Genomic DNA, 18,868 nt, shown 5'->3' with positions numbered 1-18,868 from the left:
GGTTACGGACAACTACAATAAAAAATTGTCTATTAGTAAACAAACAATAAAAACAAAGAAATTAAAACTATCAAACAATGGCAAAGATTGTAACATTAGGCGAGATTATGCTTCGTTTGTCACCAGAAGGCAACGATCGTTTCATCCAGAGTGAGTCACTTCGCATCATCCCTGGTGGTGGTGAGGCTAACGTTGCTGTTAGCCTTGCTAACTATGGTCACGATGCATATTTCGTATCAAAGTTGCCAAAGCACGAGATTGGCCAGATTGCAGTAAATGGTCTTCGTCGTTATGGCGTCAATACTGAGTTTATCGCCCGCGGTGGTGATAGAGTAGGTCTCTACTATGCAGAGACAGGTGCTTCTATGCGCCCATCTAAGGTTATCTACGACCGTGCTCACAGCGCTATCGCAGAGGCTGATCCTTCGGATTTCGACTTTGACAAGATTATGGAGGGTGCTCAGTGGTTCCACTGGAGCGGAATTACTCCTGCTATCAGCGACAAGGCTGCAGAATTGACCAAGTTGGCTTGTGAGGCAGCTAAGCGTCATGGCGTAACAGTATCTGTTGACCTCAACTTCCGCAAGAAGCTCTGGACATCAGAGAAGGCTATCTCTGTGATGCGCCCATTGATGCAGTATGTTGATGTTTGCATCGGTAACGAGGAAGATGCTCAGCTTTGCCTGGGCTTCAAGCCTGATGCTGACGTAGAAGGCGGAAAGACTGATGCTGAGGGTTACTATGGCATCTTCAAGAGTATGATGGAAGAGTTCGGCTTCAAGTATGTCGTTTCTACGCTCCGTGAGTCTTTTTCTGCTTCTCATAATGGCTGGAAGGCTCTTATCTATGATGGTAAGGAGTTCTATCAGAGCAAACACTACGACATCAACCCTATCATCGACCGCGTGGGTGGTGGTGACTCTTTCTCTGGTGGTTTGATCCACGGTCTCTTGACTAAGGAGACTCAGGGCGAGGCACTTGAGTTCGCTGTTGCTGCTTCTGCTTTGAAGCATACGATTCCTGGCGACTTCAACTTGGTTTCTGTTGAAGAGGTTGAGAGCCTTGCTGGCGGTAACGCTAATGGTCGTGTACAGCGATAACATTTAACATTAAAACAAGAAGATGGCAAAGTTTAGCAAAATGCAGGTCATGGCAGCTATGAAAGAGACTGGTATGGTTCCTGTATTCTTCAATAAAGATATCGAAATCTGCAAGAATGTGATCAAGGCATGCTACGAGGGTGGCGTTCGCGTATTTGAATTCACCAACCGTGGCGATTTCGCTCACGAGATTTTCGGTGAGTTGGTAAAATGGGCTGATAAGGAGTGCCCTGAAATGATCTTGGGTGCTGGTACTGTGGTTGACGCTGGTACAGCTTCCTTGTATCTCCAGTTGGGTGCAAACTTCATCGTTGGTCCTAACTTCAACCCTGACATTGCTCCTGTATGTAACCGTCGTTTGGTGCCTTATTCACCAGGTTGTGGTTCTGTAACAGAGATCAACAATGCTCAGGCAGCAGGTTGCGATGTAACCAAGGTATTCCCTGCAGGTAATGTAGGTGGTCCTTCATTCGTTAAGAATGTAATGGCACCATTGCGTTGGAGCAACATCATGGTAACAGGTGCAGTAGAGCCAACAGAGGAGAACCTTACTCCTTGGTTCAAGGCGGGTGTTTTCTGTGTAGGTATGGGTTCTAAGCTCTTCCCTAAGGAGACTGTTGCTGCTGCAGATTGGGCTGCCATCACAGCCAAGTGCCAGGAAGCTTTGGGCTACATTGCTAAGGCACGTGCATAATCAGGATGCATAAAAAATTTCATCATATTTATGACATCGCCATCATCTGTATGATGGTGGCGATGTTTGTTTTTCAGCTTGTTCGCCATCGCATAAGGGCGAAGTAGATGAGCTGAATTATCTTTCTTATGCGCTTCACTATCGTAACCTTGATTCCACTAAAGTATTGGCAGAGAAGGCTTTGGCTCTTTCTGAAGACTACCCTGCCGGATATGCAGAGGCTTGTAACAACCTGGCTTTTGTGGCTATTGCCAAGATGGATTACCATACTGCCAAGCGATGGCTTGACAAGGTAAACGAACGCAGTGACAACCAGATAGAACTCCTTATTGCCGACGTTCAGAATATGCGACTCTGTCAGCGTGAGGCCCGCAACAAGGATTTTTATAGCTTCAGGGAAAAAGCCATCCGTAAACTGCGCAGAATCGGTGAGGAAATAGATAACCTTCCTCTTCGGGAGCGTCAGCGCGCCATTTATGCGAAGAGTGAGTTTGATATCGTAGCTGCCACCTATTTTTATTATGTACAGCTAGACAAGCCGATGCTCAATGCGCTGGCTGATCTTGACCCGGATGAACTGGAACAGGATACGGCACAATATCTCAACTATCTTTATAATATGGGAGCTGGTGGCGCCATTACTCATGGCACCCCACAGGAAATCTGTCAGGCGGAATTTGATATGCTCATTCGCCTCTACTTTTTGGCAAGTGGCAGCAATCCTTATCCATACTGGCAGGCAAACGCACTGCAATCTATCAGCGAACATATTCAGGATCCGGAACAGCGCGATTTCCTGGTAAAAAACAATCTTCCGGCTTTCCAGTATCTCAATGTTGAACAGATGCCTTTGGAACTTCTGGCAGGTAACTTTGCGCAACGTGCACTCAATATCTTTTCTGAATATGGAGACGTTTACCAGACGGCAGGAGCATACCGCACACTGGCGGAATGCTATTGGCAGATCAAGGATTATAAATCGGCAGGCGATTGTCTGAACAGGGCACTCAACCAGAACAGGGCCATCCAGCAAGCGCCCGACCTGGTGGCATCTATCCGAGAAAGACTCAGCCTGGTTTATTCTGCCATCGATGATAAGCCGGAAAGCGATTACAACCGCAATATTTACCTCGACTTGCAGGAGCAGAGCCGACAGGATAGGCAGCTGGAAGCGCGTGCCACTCAGTTGGACAACAATGCCGTCCAGCTGAACACGATGATTGCTGCGGTAATCTTTATGATCGTCTTGGTTGTGGTCTTGCTCTATGTATTCGACAGAATGAAGCGCCGCAATACCAAGGAAAGTTCTGTAGAATCCCTACTGATACCTTTACATGAATGGGAAGAGCAGAACATGCAGCATATCAATTCGTTATCAGAAAAACATGAAGAATTGGAAGAAGCCAAGAATATGGTTCAGCTTCATATATCAGACAACAGACGCCGCAACCTGGAACAGCGTGCCAAGCTTTCTCTGGTCAATAGCATCACCCCGTTTATCGACCGTATGATCCATGAGGTAGATAGGCTGATGAAGGGAGATGATCCTGAAGAAGTGAAACAGGAGCGATATACTTATATCTCAGAGTTGACTGATAAAATCAATCAATATAATTCCATTCTCACCGATTGGATACAGATGCGCCAGGGAGCCATCAATCTCCGCATAGAGAGTTTCCCGCTCCAGCCACTTTTCGATATTGTAGCCAAAGGAAAAATGAGTTTTCAGATGCGTGGGGTCAAACTGACCGTACAACCTACGGATGCCACGGTAAAGGCAGACCGTACGCTGACACTATTCATGATTAACACCATCGCTGACAACGCCAGGAAGTTTACACCTGCAGGAGGTGAGGTCGTGGTAAGCGCCAAGAGCCATCAGGCATTTGTAGAAATATCTGTAGAAGATACGGGAAAAGGTATGGATGAAAAAACACTGGAACACATCTTCGACCGGACGTATACCGGCGGACATGGATTCGGTTTGCTCAACTGTAAGGGTATCATCGATAAGTACAAGAAAATCAGCTCGCTCTTCTCTCCTTGTAATATTCAGGCAGAGAGTGAGCCGGGAAAGGGTAGTAAGTTCACTTTCCGACTGCCTTGCGGTATTCGGAAAATGCAAATGATACTGATGTTTGCCTTGATGCTGATAGGTTGTAATATCCCATCTGCCGTACAGGGAAGCACCCGGAATAATGCCTCTATGCACAGAACTGACAAGCACAGAACTGACAGGCACTGGGGCAATAAGCAGACATCGCGATTGCTGCAAAAAGCAGCATCCTATGCCGACAGTGCCTATTTCAGTAATATCAATGGTACCTACGAGCGGACCCTGGCTATGGCAGATTCGGCTCGCAGCTATCTCAACCGATACTATCTGACATTGAATCCTGATGGGAAATATCTGATGGTGGCACATCCCATGAAAGGAACCGCTGCCGAAATCCATTGGCTGCACGACAGTTTGCCAACCAACTACGAGGTCATACTCGATATCCGCAATGAGAGTGCCGTGGCAGCGCTGGCGCTTCACAAATGGGAGCTATACGATAGTAACAACAAGGTATATACCCAGCTCTTCCGTGAACGGAGTGCGGATAATTCGCTCGATAACTACGTAAGAACCATGCAGACTTCAGAAAACTCGAAGGCGGTAGCCATCGTCTTGCTGATTATCCTGCTGTTACAATTGCCACTGGCATATTATCTGCTATACTATCGCCACATCCTCCGTTATCGCTATGCCGTAGAAAAGATCAATGGCATTAACAAGGTGTTGCTCAGTGGTGATTCCAACACGGATAAGCTGAAACAGATTACCGGAATCTGGACTCCATCCGGCAGCAATAACATACGTAACGCTCAGCTTTTCCCTCAGCTCAATGAGGTGGTGGAACGTATCTCGCAGGCACTGAAGCAAAGCATTGATATGCAGCAGAATGAGGCTACGAATATAGAAATGGCTGAAGACGAACTGCATCGTGCAGAGTATGAAAACGGAAAGTTGCACATTGCCAATTCCGTACTCGACAACTGTCTCTCTACGCTCAAGCACGAAACGATGTATTACCCATCGCGAATCAGACAGCTTATCGACAGTACACCGGAGGATGTTACTTCCCTGCAGGAGTTGGTGGATTACTACAAGGCAATATACACGATGCTCAGCGCACAGGCAATGGAGCAGGTGGAAGGAACCGTGAAATGCGACGCTGACTTGCTGGCATATCTCAGGAAGCTTATCACAGGCGGAGTGAAGAACTTCACTTATCAGGAGGCGACCTCAGCATCCGCCTATGTAACCTGCCAGTATATCCTTCACGATATTCCATTTGACGCAACCCGTCATCCACATCTCTTCACACCGCTCACCAGCGATATGAAATATCTGGTGGCACGCCAGATTGTGAGAGAAATAGGGGAGGCAACCAACCTGCGTGGCTGCGGCATTCTTGCCAAGCCGTCAGTTGATGGCAAACTCATGATAGAAATCGTTTTACCTAAAAAAATATTAAAGACATAGATATGGACAATTTTAAGGTTATTATAGTAGAAGATGTGCCTCTGGAATTGAAAGGCACAGAAGGAATCTTCAAGAACGACATACCCGAAGCTGAAATCATCGGCACTGCGGATAGTGAAATCGCTTATTGGAAACTCATCAAACAGCAAAAGCCAGACCTTGTACTGCTTGATCTTGGCTTAGGCGGTTCAACCACTGTTGGAGTAGAAATTTGCCGTAGTACAAAGGAACAGTATCCTGATGTGAAGGTCCTGATCTTTACCGGTGAGATTCTCAACGAAAAGTTATGGGTGGATGTGCTCGATGCAGGCTGTGAAGGCATCATCCTCAAGAGCGGAGAATTGCTGACCCGTGGTGATGTGGCATCCTGCATGAGTGGAAAGAAACTGGTTTTCAACCAGCCGATTCTCCAGAAGATCGTTGATAGATTCAAGCAGAGCGTAGGAAGCCAGCTGATGCATCAGGAGGCGATGATCAATTACGAGATTGATGAGTACGACGAGCGATTCCTCCGCCATCTCGCCCTGGGTTATACCAAGGAGCAGATCACGAACCTGCGAGGTATGCCATTCGGAGTGAAGAGTCTGGAAAAACGGCAGAATGAACTCGTACAGAAGCTCTTCCCTGATGGAAATAATGGCATGAGCGTGAATGCGACCCGACTCGTGGTACGTGCCTGCGAGTTACGCATCATCGATATTGATAATTTGCAGGCTGATGAAGAATAGTCATACATTCAGCAGGATATCCGGTCATACATTCAGCAGGATATCCGGTTATGCCATGTTCCTGCTGATACTGGCACAGATCGTACTGATGCTGGCTTCATGGCTCATCACTGCCGCTATGCCCGATGTCTTTCCCCGGTCATTGCTCAGCCCGGAAGGTATCCGATGGTTCTTCGGCACTTTCACCGCCAACCTGCAGTCACCTTGGCTGGTATGGCTGTTGCTGATCAGCATTGCCTGGGGAACGTTACGGGCTAGCGGCTTGTTAAACTACGATCATAAGGTTTACCGACAGCGCAATGCCTTGCGGTTGGTTTGCCTGGAATTCGTCCTGTTTATCGGTGTGATGCTGTTGCTCACGCTCATTCCTCATGCCATCCTGCTCAATGTGATGGGAGGATATGCCTCCAGCAGTTTTTCCAGAAGCATCTTGCCCTATATCTGTTTTATGATCATTGTCATGGCACAGTCTTTCGGCATAGTCAGCCAAAGACTGAACAGTATTGAGGCAATGGGAGAGGCAATGGCGGATGGGGTTCGCCTGTCTGCTCCTCTCTTTATCATCTATATACTTGTCATTCAATTATATAGTTCTGTAGATTATCTTTTTTGATGATCTTTGATAGTACATCAATTCACCATACTAAAAAATCAAAGGGGCATCCCAATCACTTGGAATGTCCCTTCTTTTGGTATATATTTGGTTTGATAAATTGGTCTAACTATCTTCTGCCACCGAATGAACCGCCGCCATTATTGCTCTTGCTACGGGAAGAACCACCTCCAAAGGAACTGCGGGCACCATTGCTGCCTCCGCCAAAGGAACGGCTTCCACTGTTGAATGAACGGCTGTTATTCAACGAATTGCCGCCACGGTGACCACCGAAAGAACCATTGCTTGGAGTGCTGGAACGTGGAGTAAAACCATTGTTAAACGAACGGCTGTTGTTGGTAGAACCACTGCCGAATCCGCTTCGGTTATTGCCTCCGAAAGAGCCACCGCCACGGACACCGCTTCCAAAGGTAGCATTATTTTGGCGACTGTTGCCGAAAGAATGATCACGTGTAACCGTAGTTCTTGTACTGCTCTGACGATTGAGGTTACCGAACGTCTTGCCACGACCATAATCGCCACGGTTGAATCCATCGCGCATACCGAATCTAGGTTCCTGCCCACGAACACCGATAGGGCGAGGACCGCCGAACTCACGTCCGTGATACCAGCTTCTGCCACCATTCATTCTCCAGCTGTGTCCACCACGATATACAGCATAGAAATGAGGTCTTCCGAAGAAGAAGTAATCTCTGCGTGGGTAGCGTGCATAGATGCCGAAGTGGAAGTAACCACCATCCCAGTAAAGAGGACGGTAGAAATAGCTTGCGGCACAGAATGAGCGATACTGCCAATCCAGAAGGATATAGCTCAAGTCGAGATTACGCTGGCGCCAATAGATGCCGTAGAGATCGTCGTAGGTATCTACGCCCATCAGATAGTCGAGGTTCACCTCATAAGCTGCCTCATACTGATCATCTGTCAGATTCAGCTCGTAAGCCATTTTGTCTGTCAGAAACAGAGCCTGCTGGCGAGCCTGTTCATAACTCATTGCTGATGCAGAAGTGAATGTCATCATGAACATTGCTACTAGTGCTATGATAAACTTCTTCATAATCTTATCTTATTAATATGTTAAACTTCCATTTTCCAGGAAACCATCAGATTCCCGAATCATCGTCAATTCCGTCATCTTTCTGATTTCTGCTGCAAAGATAAGGCGATTTATGGAGGTATAGTAAGGATTTTCCCTAAACCGATAGAGGAATTTCCCTAAACGATGCTTTTCATAACCACTATTTATCATAACGTCCCTTAAAAGAAAAAAGTAGGGGCTCTCATCATACTTAGAAAGAGAGCCCAACTTATAGCTTATTTCAATACAAACACCTTGGTTTCGTGAGCTTTCACGGTGCCTTTCCATCTGTTTGCCTTCTTGGCAATGTCGCGATGCTGCCATACATCTCTTATCAGATACTTGCCGTTTAAGCCCAACTGCTTGAAATCTGCCTGAATAGACTTATCTTTATCACCACAGTTAAGAATGGCAACGGCATGAGAACCATTTGCCAAAGGACGAACATAAATCTGATGATCAGCCTGATTTACCTTGCGCTCAGCAGCCTTGCCCAACGGATCCTGATCAATAGCGATGATTTCCTTGTTCAGAAGAATGCGCTTATCCTCAGCAGAAGCTTTCTGAGGTCGTTGCTCAATGCCAGTACTGATGACATCATACACCACATACTCATCTGGGTCTGATACTCAGTATAGCTGCAGCCAACTCCACCCAGATCACTGGATGGTCCGCCCTTGCCATTCAGTCCCACAACCAGCATATCCATATCAGGCCACTGTCCGTGGCGAACATCCTTGGCAAGCGGTGCTGTGATATTCACGATATCGAGAATACCCATACCGCCTTGCTTCACGATATCTTTCCACATATCTCTTACATCATAGCTGGTTCTCCAGAGCGAACCGCCTACCTGCTCACACCATTCTTCGCCGTTGCGCTGTCCCCATTCACAGATACCGAGAACGATGTTTCTACCCGATTTGCTCAAAGCCTGAGCCATCGTATGATAGCGTTTACGGGCTGTGGCACTGTCCTCTGGAGCATTGCAGTAATCATATTTCAGATAGTCGATACCCCACGAAGCAAAGGTGCGGGCATCCTGCTCCTCGAAACCATAACTGGCTGTCCATCCACCGCAGGTAAGCTGGGCGGCATCAGAATAGATACCCAACTTCAATCCCTTGGAGTGTACATAGTCGGCAAGTGCCTTGATACCATTCGGGAATTTCTTAGGGTCTGGAATGATGTTATTATGGCGGTCACGACCTCCCTGCCACAAGTCATCTATAAAGATGTATTCGTAACCGGCATCACGGAAACCGTGTTCTACCATGGCATCGGCAGTTTCCTTGATCAGCTGTTCACTGATGTCACCTTTAAAGAGGTTCCATGTCATCCATCCCATAGGAGGAGTTTTTGCTAATTGGTTGCGCTCCAGCAGCGTTTCGCTTTTCTGGGCAAAAGAAGATGTTGCCAATAAGGCAGCAAAAGCAATAGATAAGATTTTCTTCATATTGAATTTTAATTATATGGTTTATTCCAATATGCAAAGGTACATCTTTTTTCTAAAAAAACGTTAGTTCTTAAACATATTTAATACTTTGTTCCCCTTACATTCGCCATTATTTCATACCTTTGCAAAAAAATAACAAAAAGAAGAAGATATGAAAAAGAAAGATAGTATGACAGGATGGCTCATGAAATGCAGTAGCAGCTGTCTGATATTCATGGGATGCAGTCTGATGATTACGGGATTCTGCCTGCTGTTGACAGGATGTACGGAAAAAGCCAGGAAGATGGAAAAGAAGAATATCAAGGTGGAAACAATCTCTGTAGGAAATACAAACCTGGGGGGAACGAAAGACTATGTGGGTACCATCGAGGAAAAGATGGGATCAACACTCAGTTTCGAAATCGCCGGAAATATCACTTCCATCCGTGTAGATGAGGGTGACAGAGTCAGCAAAGGTCAGTTGCTCGCCACCATCAACCCTACTACCGTGAAGGAGGCTCACCGGGCTACCCTCACCACCCTGAAGCAGGCAGAAGATGCCTACAGGAGATTCCTGCCCCTCCATCAGTCAGGAACCATCTCGGATATGAAATGGGTGGAGATAGAAAGTAAACTGGAACAGGCGAAGGCTGCCGAAAGCATCGCCCGTCAGCAACTCTCCCACTCCACACTCACAGCTCCGTTTTCTGGCGTCATCGCTGCCAAGAATGTGGATATGGGAACCTATGTGCTTCCTGGTCAGCCCGTGCTGAAACTCGCCAATGTGGCTCAGGTCAATGCCAAGGTATCCGTACCCGAAGCAGAAATCTCGCATCTCCACGTAGGCGATAAGGTGAAGCTGACGGTTGCCGCTCTTTCCGGAGCCGTCTTCTATGGGACCATCTCAGAAAAAGGCATCGATGCCAATCCTATCTCACATACCTACGACATCAAGGTGGGTATCACCAATCCACAGGGTCGTCTGCTCCCGGGTATGGTCTGCAATGCCCAGATTCAGGGCAGCGCAGCAGCACCGGCTCATATCATCGTTCCGCCGCAAAGCGTTGAATTGGATGTAGATAACTCCCGATTCGTTTGGACCGTAGTAAACGGCAAGGCGCACCAGCAACCTGTAACCATAGGCGATTTCGAGGGAGATGGCATCATCATTCTCTCGGGACTTCATACTGGCGACCAGGTCATCATCAATGGTCAGCAGAAGGTATCAGAAGGTATGATGGTGGATACCGGAAAGAGTAACAACCGATAAATTGTGGAGGGAAAAGATATGAATCAAGATATCAAGGACACCGCTCTTCACGACCATATCAAGGCTCGCATTACGAGAAAACCCAACCGCATCATCAAGCGTTCGTTCATCGAATCGGCGATGTGCAACCATAATATCGTGATGCTCCTCATGGGTATGCTCGTTTTCGTGGGCATTCTGGGCATCTACATCATGCCTAAGCAGGAAATGCCGCAATTCACCATCCGCCAGGGTGCCTGCGTTGCCGTATATCCCGGTGCCACATCCGATGAGGTGGAAGAACGGGTGGCAAAACCGCTGGAGAATTTCATCTTCGGATACAAGGAGGTCAACAAGAAGAAAACCTACACCCAGAGCAAGGACGGCATGCTGATCGTATTTCTGGAACTCAACGATGATGTAGAAGACAGGGATGCCTTCTGGAGCAAGTTCAAGCACGGACTGCAGGCCTTCAAGGCATCACTCCCATCAGGCGTTCTCGCCCTGCAGGCAGTGGACGACATCGCCGATACCTCTGCCCTGCTCATCACGATGGAAAGCAAGCAGAAAACCTATCGGGAACTGAACACCTACATCGACCGGTTGAAGGACCGCCTGCGCCGCATCGATGCCATCTCCAACCTCCGTACCTACGGACTGGAGAACGAGCAGATCAGTATCTATCTGGACCAGAACAAGTTGGCTAAATACGGCATCGGTTCCTACAAGGTACTCAACCAGCTCGCCCTACAGGGCTTCACCACCATGAGTGGAAACCTGGAGCTGGGCAACCTCAACCTGCCCATCCACATCACCGACTCCTACAACAACGAGCGCGATGTGGCAGAACAGATTGTCTATTCCGACCCCAAGGGCAACATCGTGCGCCTGAAGGATATTGCCCAGATCAGGAGAGAATATCCCAAATTGAGCAAATACATCAAGAGCAACGGCAACAAATGCGTGCTCCTCTCCATAGAGATGCGACCGGGCAATGATATCGTGAAGATGGGAAAAGACGTTCACCAGGCGATGGATGAGTTTGAGCAGACCCTGCCCGAAGATGTGCATATCAATACCATCACCGACCAGAGCAAGGTGGTAAGCGAATCAGTGCTCAACTTCCTCCGAGAACTGCTCACATCGGTCATCTCCGTCATCATCGTGGTCATCCTGCTTATGCCACGCCGCGTGGCAGAGGTATCCGCCCTCAGCATCCCGATCACCATCTTCTCTTCGGTGGGCATCTTCTATCTTTTCGGTATGGAACTGAACACCGTCACCCTGGCAGCCCTCATCGTAACCCTGGGTATGGTGGTGGATGATTCCGTTGTCATTATCGACAACTATATGGAGAAGCTGGGCCACGGCATGTCGCGCTGGCACGCAGCCATCGCTGCCCCACGTGAGTTCTTCATGTCGGTACTCTCCGCCACGCTCAGCATCTCGCTCACCTTCTTCCCGTTCCTCTTTACCATGCATGGTGACATGGGCGATTTCGTCAAGTCGTTCCCTTGGGCAATGTTCATCATCCTGAGCATCTCGCTCACAGTTTCGCTGCTGCTTACACCTTATTTACAATATAGGGTGATTCATCAGGGCATCAGCAGTCAGCCTACCCCCAACGCCCGGAAGAAGCCGCTCGATTATCTTCAGATGGGTTACACCTGGCTGTTGAAGCACTGTTTCGCCAGTCCTCGCATCACCCTCATCGTGGGCGTGGTACTGGTAAGCATCAGTGCCGTCATCTTCGTGAATCTTCCGCAGCGAATGATGCCTATTGCCGAGAGAAACCAGTTTGCCGTGGAGTTCTATCTCCCTAACGGAACCACAGCCGATAGAACTGCACAGGTGGCAGATTCGATGGCTCACGTCCTGCAGCGCGACTCGCAGGTAACGGCGGTAACCACGTTTATCGGACAGGGTTCACCCCGTTTCCATACCACCTACGCTCCGCAGATTGGCGGTCCCAACTTTGCCCAGTTCATCGTGAATACAGTAGATAACGGTGCCACTGAAGAGGTACTCGACCGATATGCCGACCGCTACTCCAACTACTTCCCGGATTGCTACATCCGCTTCAAGCAGATGGATTACAACAATGCCAGCTACCCTATCGAAGTAAGAGTGAGCGGCGACAGCATCAGCGATCTGAAGGCAGCCGCCAGGAAGATAGCCGCCTGCATGCATCAGATAGAAGGTATCAATCTGATCCGTACCAATTTCGAGGAGCCGTTGCCGGGCATCCGGGTTACGCCGGATGCTACCGAGGCCAATCGTCTGGGTGTGAACAAGACGCTGCTCTCTGCCGATCTTGCCATTCATTTTGGTGATGGCATTCCGATGTCCACCCTCTGGGAAGGCGATTATCCGGTGAAGATGGTACTGAAGTCGGAGAACGACAGCGACCTTGCCAACGAATACATCCCTGTGATGGGCGGAACATCGAGTGTGCCGCTCCGTCAGCTGGCTAAGATTTCTCCCGACTGGCACGATGGCTGCATCGTCCGACGCAATGGCATACGCACCATTTCCATCGTCGGTGAACCGTTGAGAGGTTATAATGCCAACCAGTTGTCCAACAAGCTGAAAGAGAAGATATCGAAACTCCCGCTCGGTACCGATCTGGATTGGGAGATTGGCGGTATGGCAGAAAAGGATGGCGAAACCATGCCACAGGTGATATCGGGAGTGCTGATAGCGGTATTGATCATCTTCTTCATTCTGCTCTTCCATTTCAAGCGCATCAGCCTGGCTCTGGTGAATCTTTCCTCCATGTCGCTCTGCATCTTCGGTGCAGCGATAGGACTCCTGATTACCGGCTTCGATGTCAGCATCACCTGCATTCTGGGTGTCGTGAGTCTGATGGGTATTCTGGTAAGAAACGGTATCATCATGCTCGACTATGCCGAGGAGCTTCGCCGCGACAAGGGTCTTTCGGTAAGAGATGCCGCCTTCCAGGCTGGTGAGCGCCGTATGCGTCCTATCTTCCTCACCTCGGCTGCCGCCTCTGTAGGTGTTTTACCGATGATGATAGAGAACAACACATTGTGGTCTCCGATGGGAGCCGTCATCTTCTTCGGAACCCTCATCTCGATGGTGCTCATCGCCACCATCCTTCCTGTGCTCTATTGGATTGTATTCGATAAGCACGGAAAGTATAGCTTGAGGAAAAAGACATCCTGTGAATAAGCAGTAAGTATTTTTTTAGGTCACGCAGATTTCGCAGATTACGCAGATTTGGAGACCTACCGCTAGGCGTCCCGGCGGATTTGCAATCCGCCGTAGAAAAAGGTTCGACCTATTAAAACCGGGGGATTTGCAATCCCCCAACAAAAGGAAAAGCATACTCCTTTGCTGCGGATTGCAAATCCGCAGAGCCTAAATAGGTAAGGACATTTTTTGACGCCGGATTTCAAATCCGGCGGAACGCCTAGCGGGCTTGCGTTCTTTTATTTTATACCTCATCCCCAAACGAAGCACGGATAAGTTTCTTTCTAATATACTTATAATCCTCTTTCAAAGGAAAGCCTTTCAGCCCATCCACGATTCTCACATAAATACCATGGTTATACACTTCCTCACCTTTTCAGACTCCCGCAAGATACTTTGGACCCAGCTGAATGCTGGCTGCGAAATCTGCGCAGTTAATCTCATTGTCATGCATGATCTTGCACAATGTTTTGCCAAATAAATGCATGTCAATGTCAATTTTACTATGAAACATGATTAAAATAATTTAAAATATTTAAAAAAATATACTTGAAAATTCCCACTATGGGAATCAACATTTCTATCCTTTTTTGTAACTTTGCGATATGAAACCAGCGAGATACTGCCTATCCCCAACTCCTTTCACTAAATCATGTAAACGGAACAATCCGCTTTACCAACAATAGCAGATGATAAAATGAAGAAAAAAGTATCACAATTCGCAAACATGACCAGCAAGACTCCCATACAGGGAGACCTCGAAAGCCTGGTTTCATTCATGAAAACCGATAAGAAACTCATGTTCCTCACCCAGTCTTACCGTCAAACAGGCAAAAAAACCTTTAAGGCGGATGCACCCCTCTTCGCCCCAGCCTGCTACCTCGAAGGAGGCAAAGGTCAGGACAACATCCGGGAACTCACCCACCTATCTCTCGTAGATTTCGATGAGCTCTTCCCCGAGGTGCCTCCCGACATCACAGCTCTCAACGCCCTGAAACAGAAACTCTGCGACGATCCGCATACCCTGCTCTGCTACATCACGATGAGCGGAAATGGTATCCGAGTCATCTATCCCTATGAGGGAGATGACTACCCCGCTGCCTTCGCCAAGGGCAATGACTACTATCAGCAGCTCATTGGCAAAGAAGCCGACTTCCAGTGCAAGAACGTCAATCGGCTCAGCGGACTCGCCTACGATCCCGATGCATACTACAAATCCTGTGCCAAACCCTTCACCGCCGAGGAAATTTCAAAATTTCATACTGAGGCAACGAAGAAGAATCAGCAGCTGAAGAAACAGGACCGCATCAACACCTACTACGAGCAAATCATCAAACCGAAACTCGCAGCCGACAATATTATTTACGAGCCGCACAATCACAACAAATATGTGATGCGGGCGGGCTATATGCTCGCCAGAAAGCGCTATGCCCATGCCGATGTACTGAAGTGGGCTCTCCTGAAGTTCCCTGAGTATAATGATGTGGAACAGGTCATTAAGTCGTGCTACGACAACACCCCCGGTGCCAGCAGAAAGGCATCAGGAGGTGGTGGTGGAGGCGGTGGAAACGGCGGCAGTGACAACCGCTTCGCATCGGTTGAGGAAATCAGAATTTTTCTCGATGAGCATATCCGTCTCCGATACAATCTCATCACCCAGCGATACGAGTTCCAGGAAATCCCAGAAGGCGCATCACCTTCCGCCGCTTCCGACAAACCGCCAAAATGGCAGATACTCCTCGACCGACATGTCAACTCGCTCTGGACCAAGATGTCGCTCACGGCGAAAGTAAACAAGTTGGATATGCGCAATATCATCGAGAGCGATTATACGCCCGTATTCAATCCCTTCGAGGATTATTTCGCCCATCTCCCGCCCTGGAAGGAGGGCGACAAGGACTACATCGCCGGACTCGCTGCCACCGTGAAGGTAAAGGATACCGACAGCTCCGTGCTGAGCTTCGAGGAATGCCTGAAAAAGTGGCTCGTGGCAATGATTGCAGGTTGGCTGGACGAAGAGGCGGTCAACAATGTCATCCTGGTCTATATCGGAAGACAGGGTGCCAACAAGACCACCTGGTTCAACCATCTCCTTCCGCCGGAGCTGAAGCAGTACTTCTACACGAAGACCAATGCCAAGCGAATGACGAAGGATGATCTCATCGCCCTCTCGCAGTACGCCCTCATCTGCTGCGAGGAGCTGGATACGATGTCTGCCTCGGAGATGAACCAGCTGAAGGCTGCGGTGACGATGCAGTATATCAACGAGCGAGCCGCCTATGCCCACTATGCCGAGCAGCGCAAGCATATCAATAGCTTCTGCGGTACGGGCAACAATCCCGAGTTTCTGAACGATCCTACGGGTACCCGCCGCTGGCTGCCTTTCGAGGTAGAGAGCATCGTCTCCCCTCGCCTGCATCCCTTCAATCATCCCGGCATCTATGCCCAGGCTTACGCCTCTACAAGAGCGGCTACCGCTACTGGTTTACGGATGAAGAGATAGAGCGGCAGAACCGGCACAACAGTAAATTCGAGACGCCACGCCTCGAACAGGAACTGGTGGATCTCTACTTCCGGAAGCCTTCGGAGGGAGAGACAGGGGAGTTTGTGTCCGTAGCCCGAGCGATGCAGATCATCGGCTGCAACATCACTCAGAAGCTGAGCAGCCAGAAGATCAGCAAGGCATTCAGCGACCTGGGATTCAACAGGTTACGCACCAAGCACAGTCGTGGTTTCATCGCCATCATCCGTACGGCAGAAGAGATCAGAAACTATCAGATTTCCCAGGGAATCGATGCCAGCAGCAATCTTCCATTCTGATGACGGGTGACGGCGGTGACACCTGTTTTCTAAAACTTTCCTCACGCGGGCAGGCAGGAAAATTTTCCAGAAAGCCTCCCGCCCGCCTACGTGAGAGAGATTTCTGGAAAAGCCTGTCACCGGTGTCACCCTGTCACCCGGAAGTAAGTCACTCCAGCATCCTAAGTAAGTCACTCAGGCATCCTAAGCAAGTCACTTACGGCTCGTAAGTAAGTCACTTAGGCATCGTAAACAAGTCACTTTTAAATTTCAATCAATATGGAACAGAAATGTTATTCCAAGCAAGAGTTAGCTCTTGAGTATTTCCCTGATGCCACTCCCGAAGTGGCAAGTGCCCATCTCAGAAGATGGATCAACCGCTGCAAGCCTCTCCACGATGTTCTGGTGAAGAGCGGCTACACCAAATGGTCGAAGGAATTCAGCCCGATACAGGTAGCCATATCTTCGACTATCTGGGCGAGCCATAGGAAGAAATTCATCCTTCCGGGCTTATCTTCAGAAAAAGACGTGAAAATCAGTGAGAAACCGTGAGTAAACGTGAGAAACCGTGAATGGCGGATTCTGAATGTTGTATCTTTGCATTGTGATTCAGAAAGAACCACGGGCAATGCGCAGCGCCGATTAACTTTAATAATTTAACCATTTAAACGTTATGATCAGAATTGTCTTATACCAGAACACGAACCAGAAGATTGCCGAAGCTTGCGGCAAATGGTTTCCACGAGTAGTATCCGATGAGACCATCGGACTCGAAGAGCTCGCCGCTCACATGGCTAGCCACAACACCCCTTACAGCAAGGGCGCCATCCTCGGTATGCTGACCGATGCAGCTGCCTGCACCAAGGAGTTGCTCCTCTTGGGCAAGAATGTGAAGTTTGCCGACATCGCCATTTTCTCCCTCGGACTGAAGGTGAAGGGCGGTGCACCTACAAGGAGAACTACAACGTGGCGAAGTACATCCTGGGGTTGAAGTTGAGAGCCAGAGCCACTGGCGAGCTCAAGACCGAGAATCTTGACACCACGATCAAGCTCATCAATCTGGCAGCTCCTGTAACGGAGAATCCAGGAAATCCGGATGATACCGGCAAGGATAATCCATCAGGTGGTGGCAGCCAGACTACCGGAGGTGGTGGCAGCCAGACTGAAGGCGGCGGTGGCAACACCGATAACACCCAGCAGGGTGGCGGTGGAACCACGGATAGCGGAACGACAGATGGAGGCGGCGACGACAACGTAAGTCTGTAGCCGAGAATAGTAAAATCTGAAAGAAGGGAGCCGTATGGCGTCAGGGGCATTCCGAGAGCATCAAGAGGCAGGAATCATCTGCAACAATCATCAAAAGCAAGCTCTGAACGGGTGTCTGGGTGATAGGGCTTCCTTTTTAGGATATCTCCCTAGTTATGAACATTTCAGTTGAATCAAGTTTTAGTAAATCAAGTTTTAGTAAATCAAGTTTTAGTAAATCAAGTTTTAGTAAATCATCAGACCATGAGAAAAGAAACCATCAAGAAGATCATCAATCTTATCATCACAGTACTTACCGCCATTGCTTCTGCCGTCTGCGTGCAGAGCTGCAAGGGATAGGAATGAATCCATCATCAGTAATCAGTATTCTGTAATCAGTATTCAGTATTCATTAACAAGAGTTGCCTATGAACAAGAACAGAAAGATCAATTTAATCGTCATCCACTGCAGTGCCACACGAGTCACCCAGGACTTCACGGTAGGCGAATTGGAGGCGTGTCATTTAGCACGTGGTTTCCGTGACATCGGTTATCACTATTACATCACGAAAGACGGAGTGATTTATCCGTGCCGTCCGGAGTCGGAGCCTGGCGCTCATGCCCGTCATTACAACGCCCACAGCATCGGCATCTGTTACGAGGGTGGTCTGGATGCCAATGGTCGTCCTGCCGACACCCGCACGCCAGCCCAAAAGGCTGCGATGAGAGAGCTTCTGAAGAGTCTCTGTACCGACTATCCTGAAGCCGAGATCCTAGGCCACAGAGATCTCCCCGGTGTCCACAAGGAGTGTCCATGTTTTGATGTCAAGAAGTGGCTCACCAACATCCATTTCCACATATAATTTTCCGTTCTCATCTCATACATTCATTTTCTCCCCCAATCTTATGTTCCCGCATAAGGTTGGGGCTTTTTCGTATACCTTAATTCCGCAACACTATAGTTTAATATTATTTATAAGTGCCTGAGCAACAAAAAGTTGCCCAGGATTTTGCCATGTCAGAATTTTCACTTACCTTAGTGTTGCGAAAAGAAGACAAGCAAAACTCTAATATGACATGCAAAGATACAAATAAAATCTGAGAAACTCACTCCTTTTGGAGGAATTTTTTCTATTATGGAGCAATTTGATGCTCTTTTAGCTCAAACCATAGATTCCACCTTGGGAT

17 protein-coding genes are annotated in these 18,868 nt (G+C 48.5%); 14 read left to right on the top strand and 3 right to left on the bottom strand.

What is annotated here, in order from left to right:
- Nucleotides 1–77 precede the first annotated feature (77 nt).
- From DW830_RS04690 to DW830_RS04670, 5 genes are all read left to right on the top strand, one after another.
- On the top strand, nt 78–1,100 hold the full coding sequence (locus tag DW830_RS04690) for a sugar kinase (protein ID WP_119249072.1): 1,023 nt from the start codon (nt 78–80) through the stop codon (nt 1,098–1,100).
- A gap of 22 nt (nt 1,101–1,122) precedes the next feature.
- Complete coding sequence (locus DW830_RS04685; RefSeq protein WP_119249071.1) at nt 1,123–1,794, top strand: bifunctional 4-hydroxy-2-oxoglutarate aldolase/2-dehydro-3-deoxy-phosphogluconate aldolase; 672 nt, start codon at nt 1,123–1,125, stop codon at nt 1,792–1,794.
- Nucleotides 1,795–1,906: 112 nt separating this feature from the next.
- Entirely contained in the window at nt 1,907–5,323 is a 3,417-nt protein-coding gene (locus DW830_RS04680) for a DUF5112 domain-containing protein (protein WP_119249070.1), read from the top strand.
- A gap of 2 nt (nt 5,324–5,325) precedes the next feature.
- The gene (locus tag DW830_RS04675) at nt 5,326–6,051 is read left to right on the top strand and encodes a DUF5932 domain-containing protein (RefSeq protein WP_119249069.1); all 726 of its coding nucleotides are present in this window, start codon (nt 5,326–5,328) and stop codon (nt 6,049–6,051) included.
- Nucleotides 6,041–6,664 (top strand): AbgT family transporter, encoded by a 624-nt coding sequence (locus tag DW830_RS04670; RefSeq protein ID WP_233544381.1) that lies wholly within the window; start codon nt 6,041–6,043, stop codon nt 6,662–6,664. Before DW830_RS04675 ends, DW830_RS04670 begins: the two co-directional genes overlap by 11 nt.
- A gap of 109 nt (nt 6,665–6,773) precedes the next feature.
- On the opposite strand, the gene DW830_RS04665 is transcribed toward DW830_RS04670, so the two are convergent.
- The 3 genes from DW830_RS04665 to DW830_RS04655 all read right to left on the bottom strand — a co-directional run bounded on the left by DW830_RS04665 (nt 6,774) and on the right by DW830_RS04655 (nt 9,195).
- Entirely contained in the window at nt 6,774–7,718 is a 945-nt protein-coding gene (locus tag DW830_RS04665) for a hypothetical protein (protein ID WP_119249068.1), read from the bottom strand.
- Between the two features lie 257 nt (nt 7,719–7,975).
- Nucleotides 7,976–8,344 (bottom strand): alpha-galactosidase, encoded by a 369-nt coding sequence (locus tag DW830_RS17265; protein ID WP_410524485.1) that lies wholly within the window; start codon nt 8,342–8,344, stop codon nt 7,976–7,978.
- Nucleotides 8,269–9,195 (bottom strand): glycoside hydrolase family 27 protein, encoded by a 927-nt coding sequence (locus DW830_RS04655; RefSeq protein WP_410524484.1) that lies wholly within the window; start codon nt 9,193–9,195, stop codon nt 8,269–8,271. Before DW830_RS04655 ends, DW830_RS17265 begins: the two co-directional genes overlap by 76 nt.
- A 151-nt stretch (nt 9,196–9,346) precedes the next feature.
- Here DW830_RS04655 and DW830_RS04650 point away from each other — a divergent pair, with 151 nt between their 5' ends.
- The 9 genes from DW830_RS04650 (at nt 9,347) to DW830_RS04620 (ending at nt 18,543) form a co-directional block, all read left to right on the top strand.
- Nucleotides 9,347–10,444 (top strand): efflux RND transporter periplasmic adaptor subunit, encoded by a 1,098-nt coding sequence (locus tag DW830_RS04650; RefSeq protein ID WP_119249066.1) that lies wholly within the window; start codon nt 9,347–9,349, stop codon nt 10,442–10,444.
- A gap of 18 nt (nt 10,445–10,462) precedes the next feature.
- Nucleotides 10,463–13,615, top strand: a complete 3,153-nt coding sequence (locus tag DW830_RS04645) for an efflux RND transporter permease subunit (protein WP_119249114.1) — start codon at nt 10,463–10,465, stop codon at nt 13,613–13,615.
- Between the two features lie 718 nt (nt 13,616–14,333).
- A complete protein-coding gene (locus DW830_RS04640) occupies nt 14,334–16,139 on the top strand; it encodes a VapE domain-containing protein (RefSeq protein WP_119249065.1) in 1,806 nt (601 codons plus the stop codon).
- A 56-nt stretch (nt 16,140–16,195) separates the two neighbouring features.
- The gene (locus tag DW830_RS04635) at nt 16,196–16,456 is read left to right on the top strand and encodes a hypothetical protein (protein ID WP_119249064.1); all 261 of its coding nucleotides are present in this window, start codon (nt 16,196–16,198) and stop codon (nt 16,454–16,456) included.
- 258 nt (nt 16,457–16,714) lie between these two features.
- A complete protein-coding gene (locus tag DW830_RS04630) occupies nt 16,715–16,987 on the top strand; it encodes a DUF4248 domain-containing protein (protein WP_233544380.1) in 273 nt (90 codons plus the stop codon).
- 121 nt (nt 16,988–17,108) lie between these two features.
- Nucleotides 17,109–17,426 carry a hypothetical protein gene (locus DW830_RS16330; RefSeq protein ID WP_233544379.1) on the top strand — a complete coding sequence of 106 codons (318 nt, stop codon included), beginning with the start codon at nt 17,109–17,111 and terminating at the stop codon, nt 17,424–17,426.
- Nucleotides 17,402–17,701 (top strand): hypothetical protein, encoded by a 300-nt coding sequence (locus DW830_RS16325; RefSeq protein ID WP_233544378.1) that lies wholly within the window; start codon nt 17,402–17,404, stop codon nt 17,699–17,701. The genes DW830_RS16330 and DW830_RS16325 overlap by 25 nt, the downstream gene beginning before the upstream one ends.
- Before the next feature lie 243 nt (nt 17,702–17,944).
- Nucleotides 17,945–18,040 (top strand): smalltalk protein, encoded by a 96-nt coding sequence (locus tag DW830_RS15790; protein WP_153096108.1) that lies wholly within the window; start codon nt 17,945–17,947, stop codon nt 18,038–18,040.
- Between the two features lie 68 nt (nt 18,041–18,108).
- Nucleotides 18,109–18,543, top strand: a complete 435-nt coding sequence (locus DW830_RS04620; protein ID WP_119249063.1) for an N-acetylmuramoyl-L-alanine amidase — start codon at nt 18,109–18,111, stop codon at nt 18,541–18,543.
- The last annotated feature ends 325 nt before the right edge of the window (nt 18,544–18,868 follow it).

This window comes from Prevotella sp. AM34-19LB, from assembly GCF_003468525.1.
Lineage (GTDB): Bacteria > Bacteroidota > Bacteroidia > Bacteroidales > Bacteroidaceae > Prevotella.
Note: the sequence above shows the minus strand (reverse complement) of the source record. Positions and strands in the feature narration are given on the sequence as shown.

Bases quoted from the DNA above. Each gene is read 5' to 3' on its own strand.
- DW830_RS04690 (WP_119249072.1), top strand. From the start codon at position 78: ATGGCAAAGATTGTAACATTAGGCGAGATTATGCTTCGTTTGTCACCA.
- DW830_RS04640 (WP_119249065.1), top strand. From the start codon at position 14,334: ATGAAGAAAAAAGTATCACAATTCGCAAACATGACCAGCAAGACTCCC.
- DW830_RS04665 (WP_119249068.1), bottom strand. From the start codon at position 7,718: ATGAAGAAGTTTATCATAGCACTAGTAGCAATGTTCATGATGACATTC.
- DW830_RS04670 (WP_233544381.1), top strand. From the start codon at position 6,041: ATGAAGAATAGTCATACATTCAGCAGGATATCCGGTCATACATTCAGC.
- DW830_RS04650 (WP_119249066.1), top strand. From the start codon at position 9,347: ATGAAAAAGAAAGATAGTATGACAGGATGGCTCATGAAATGCAGTAGC.
- DW830_RS04675 (WP_119249069.1), top strand. From the start codon at position 5,326: ATGGACAATTTTAAGGTTATTATAGTAGAAGATGTGCCTCTGGAATTG.
- DW830_RS16330 (WP_233544379.1), top strand. From the start codon at position 17,109: ATGATCAGAATTGTCTTATACCAGAACACGAACCAGAAGATTGCCGAA.
- DW830_RS04685 (WP_119249071.1), top strand. From the start codon at position 1,123: ATGGCAAAGTTTAGCAAAATGCAGGTCATGGCAGCTATGAAAGAGACT.
- DW830_RS04645 (WP_119249114.1), top strand. From the start codon at position 10,463: ATGAATCAAGATATCAAGGACACCGCTCTTCACGACCATATCAAGGCT.
- DW830_RS15790 (WP_153096108.1), top strand. From the start codon at position 17,945: ATGAGAAAAGAAACCATCAAGAAGATCATCAATCTTATCATCACAGTA.
- DW830_RS04620 (WP_119249063.1), top strand. From the start codon at position 18,109: ATGAACAAGAACAGAAAGATCAATTTAATCGTCATCCACTGCAGTGCC.
- DW830_RS04655 (WP_410524484.1), bottom strand. From the start codon at position 9,195: ATGAAGAAAATCTTATCTATTGCTTTTGCTGCCTTATTGGCAACATCT.
- DW830_RS04630 (WP_233544380.1), top strand. From the start codon at position 16,715: ATGGAACAGAAATGTTATTCCAAGCAAGAGTTAGCTCTTGAGTATTTC.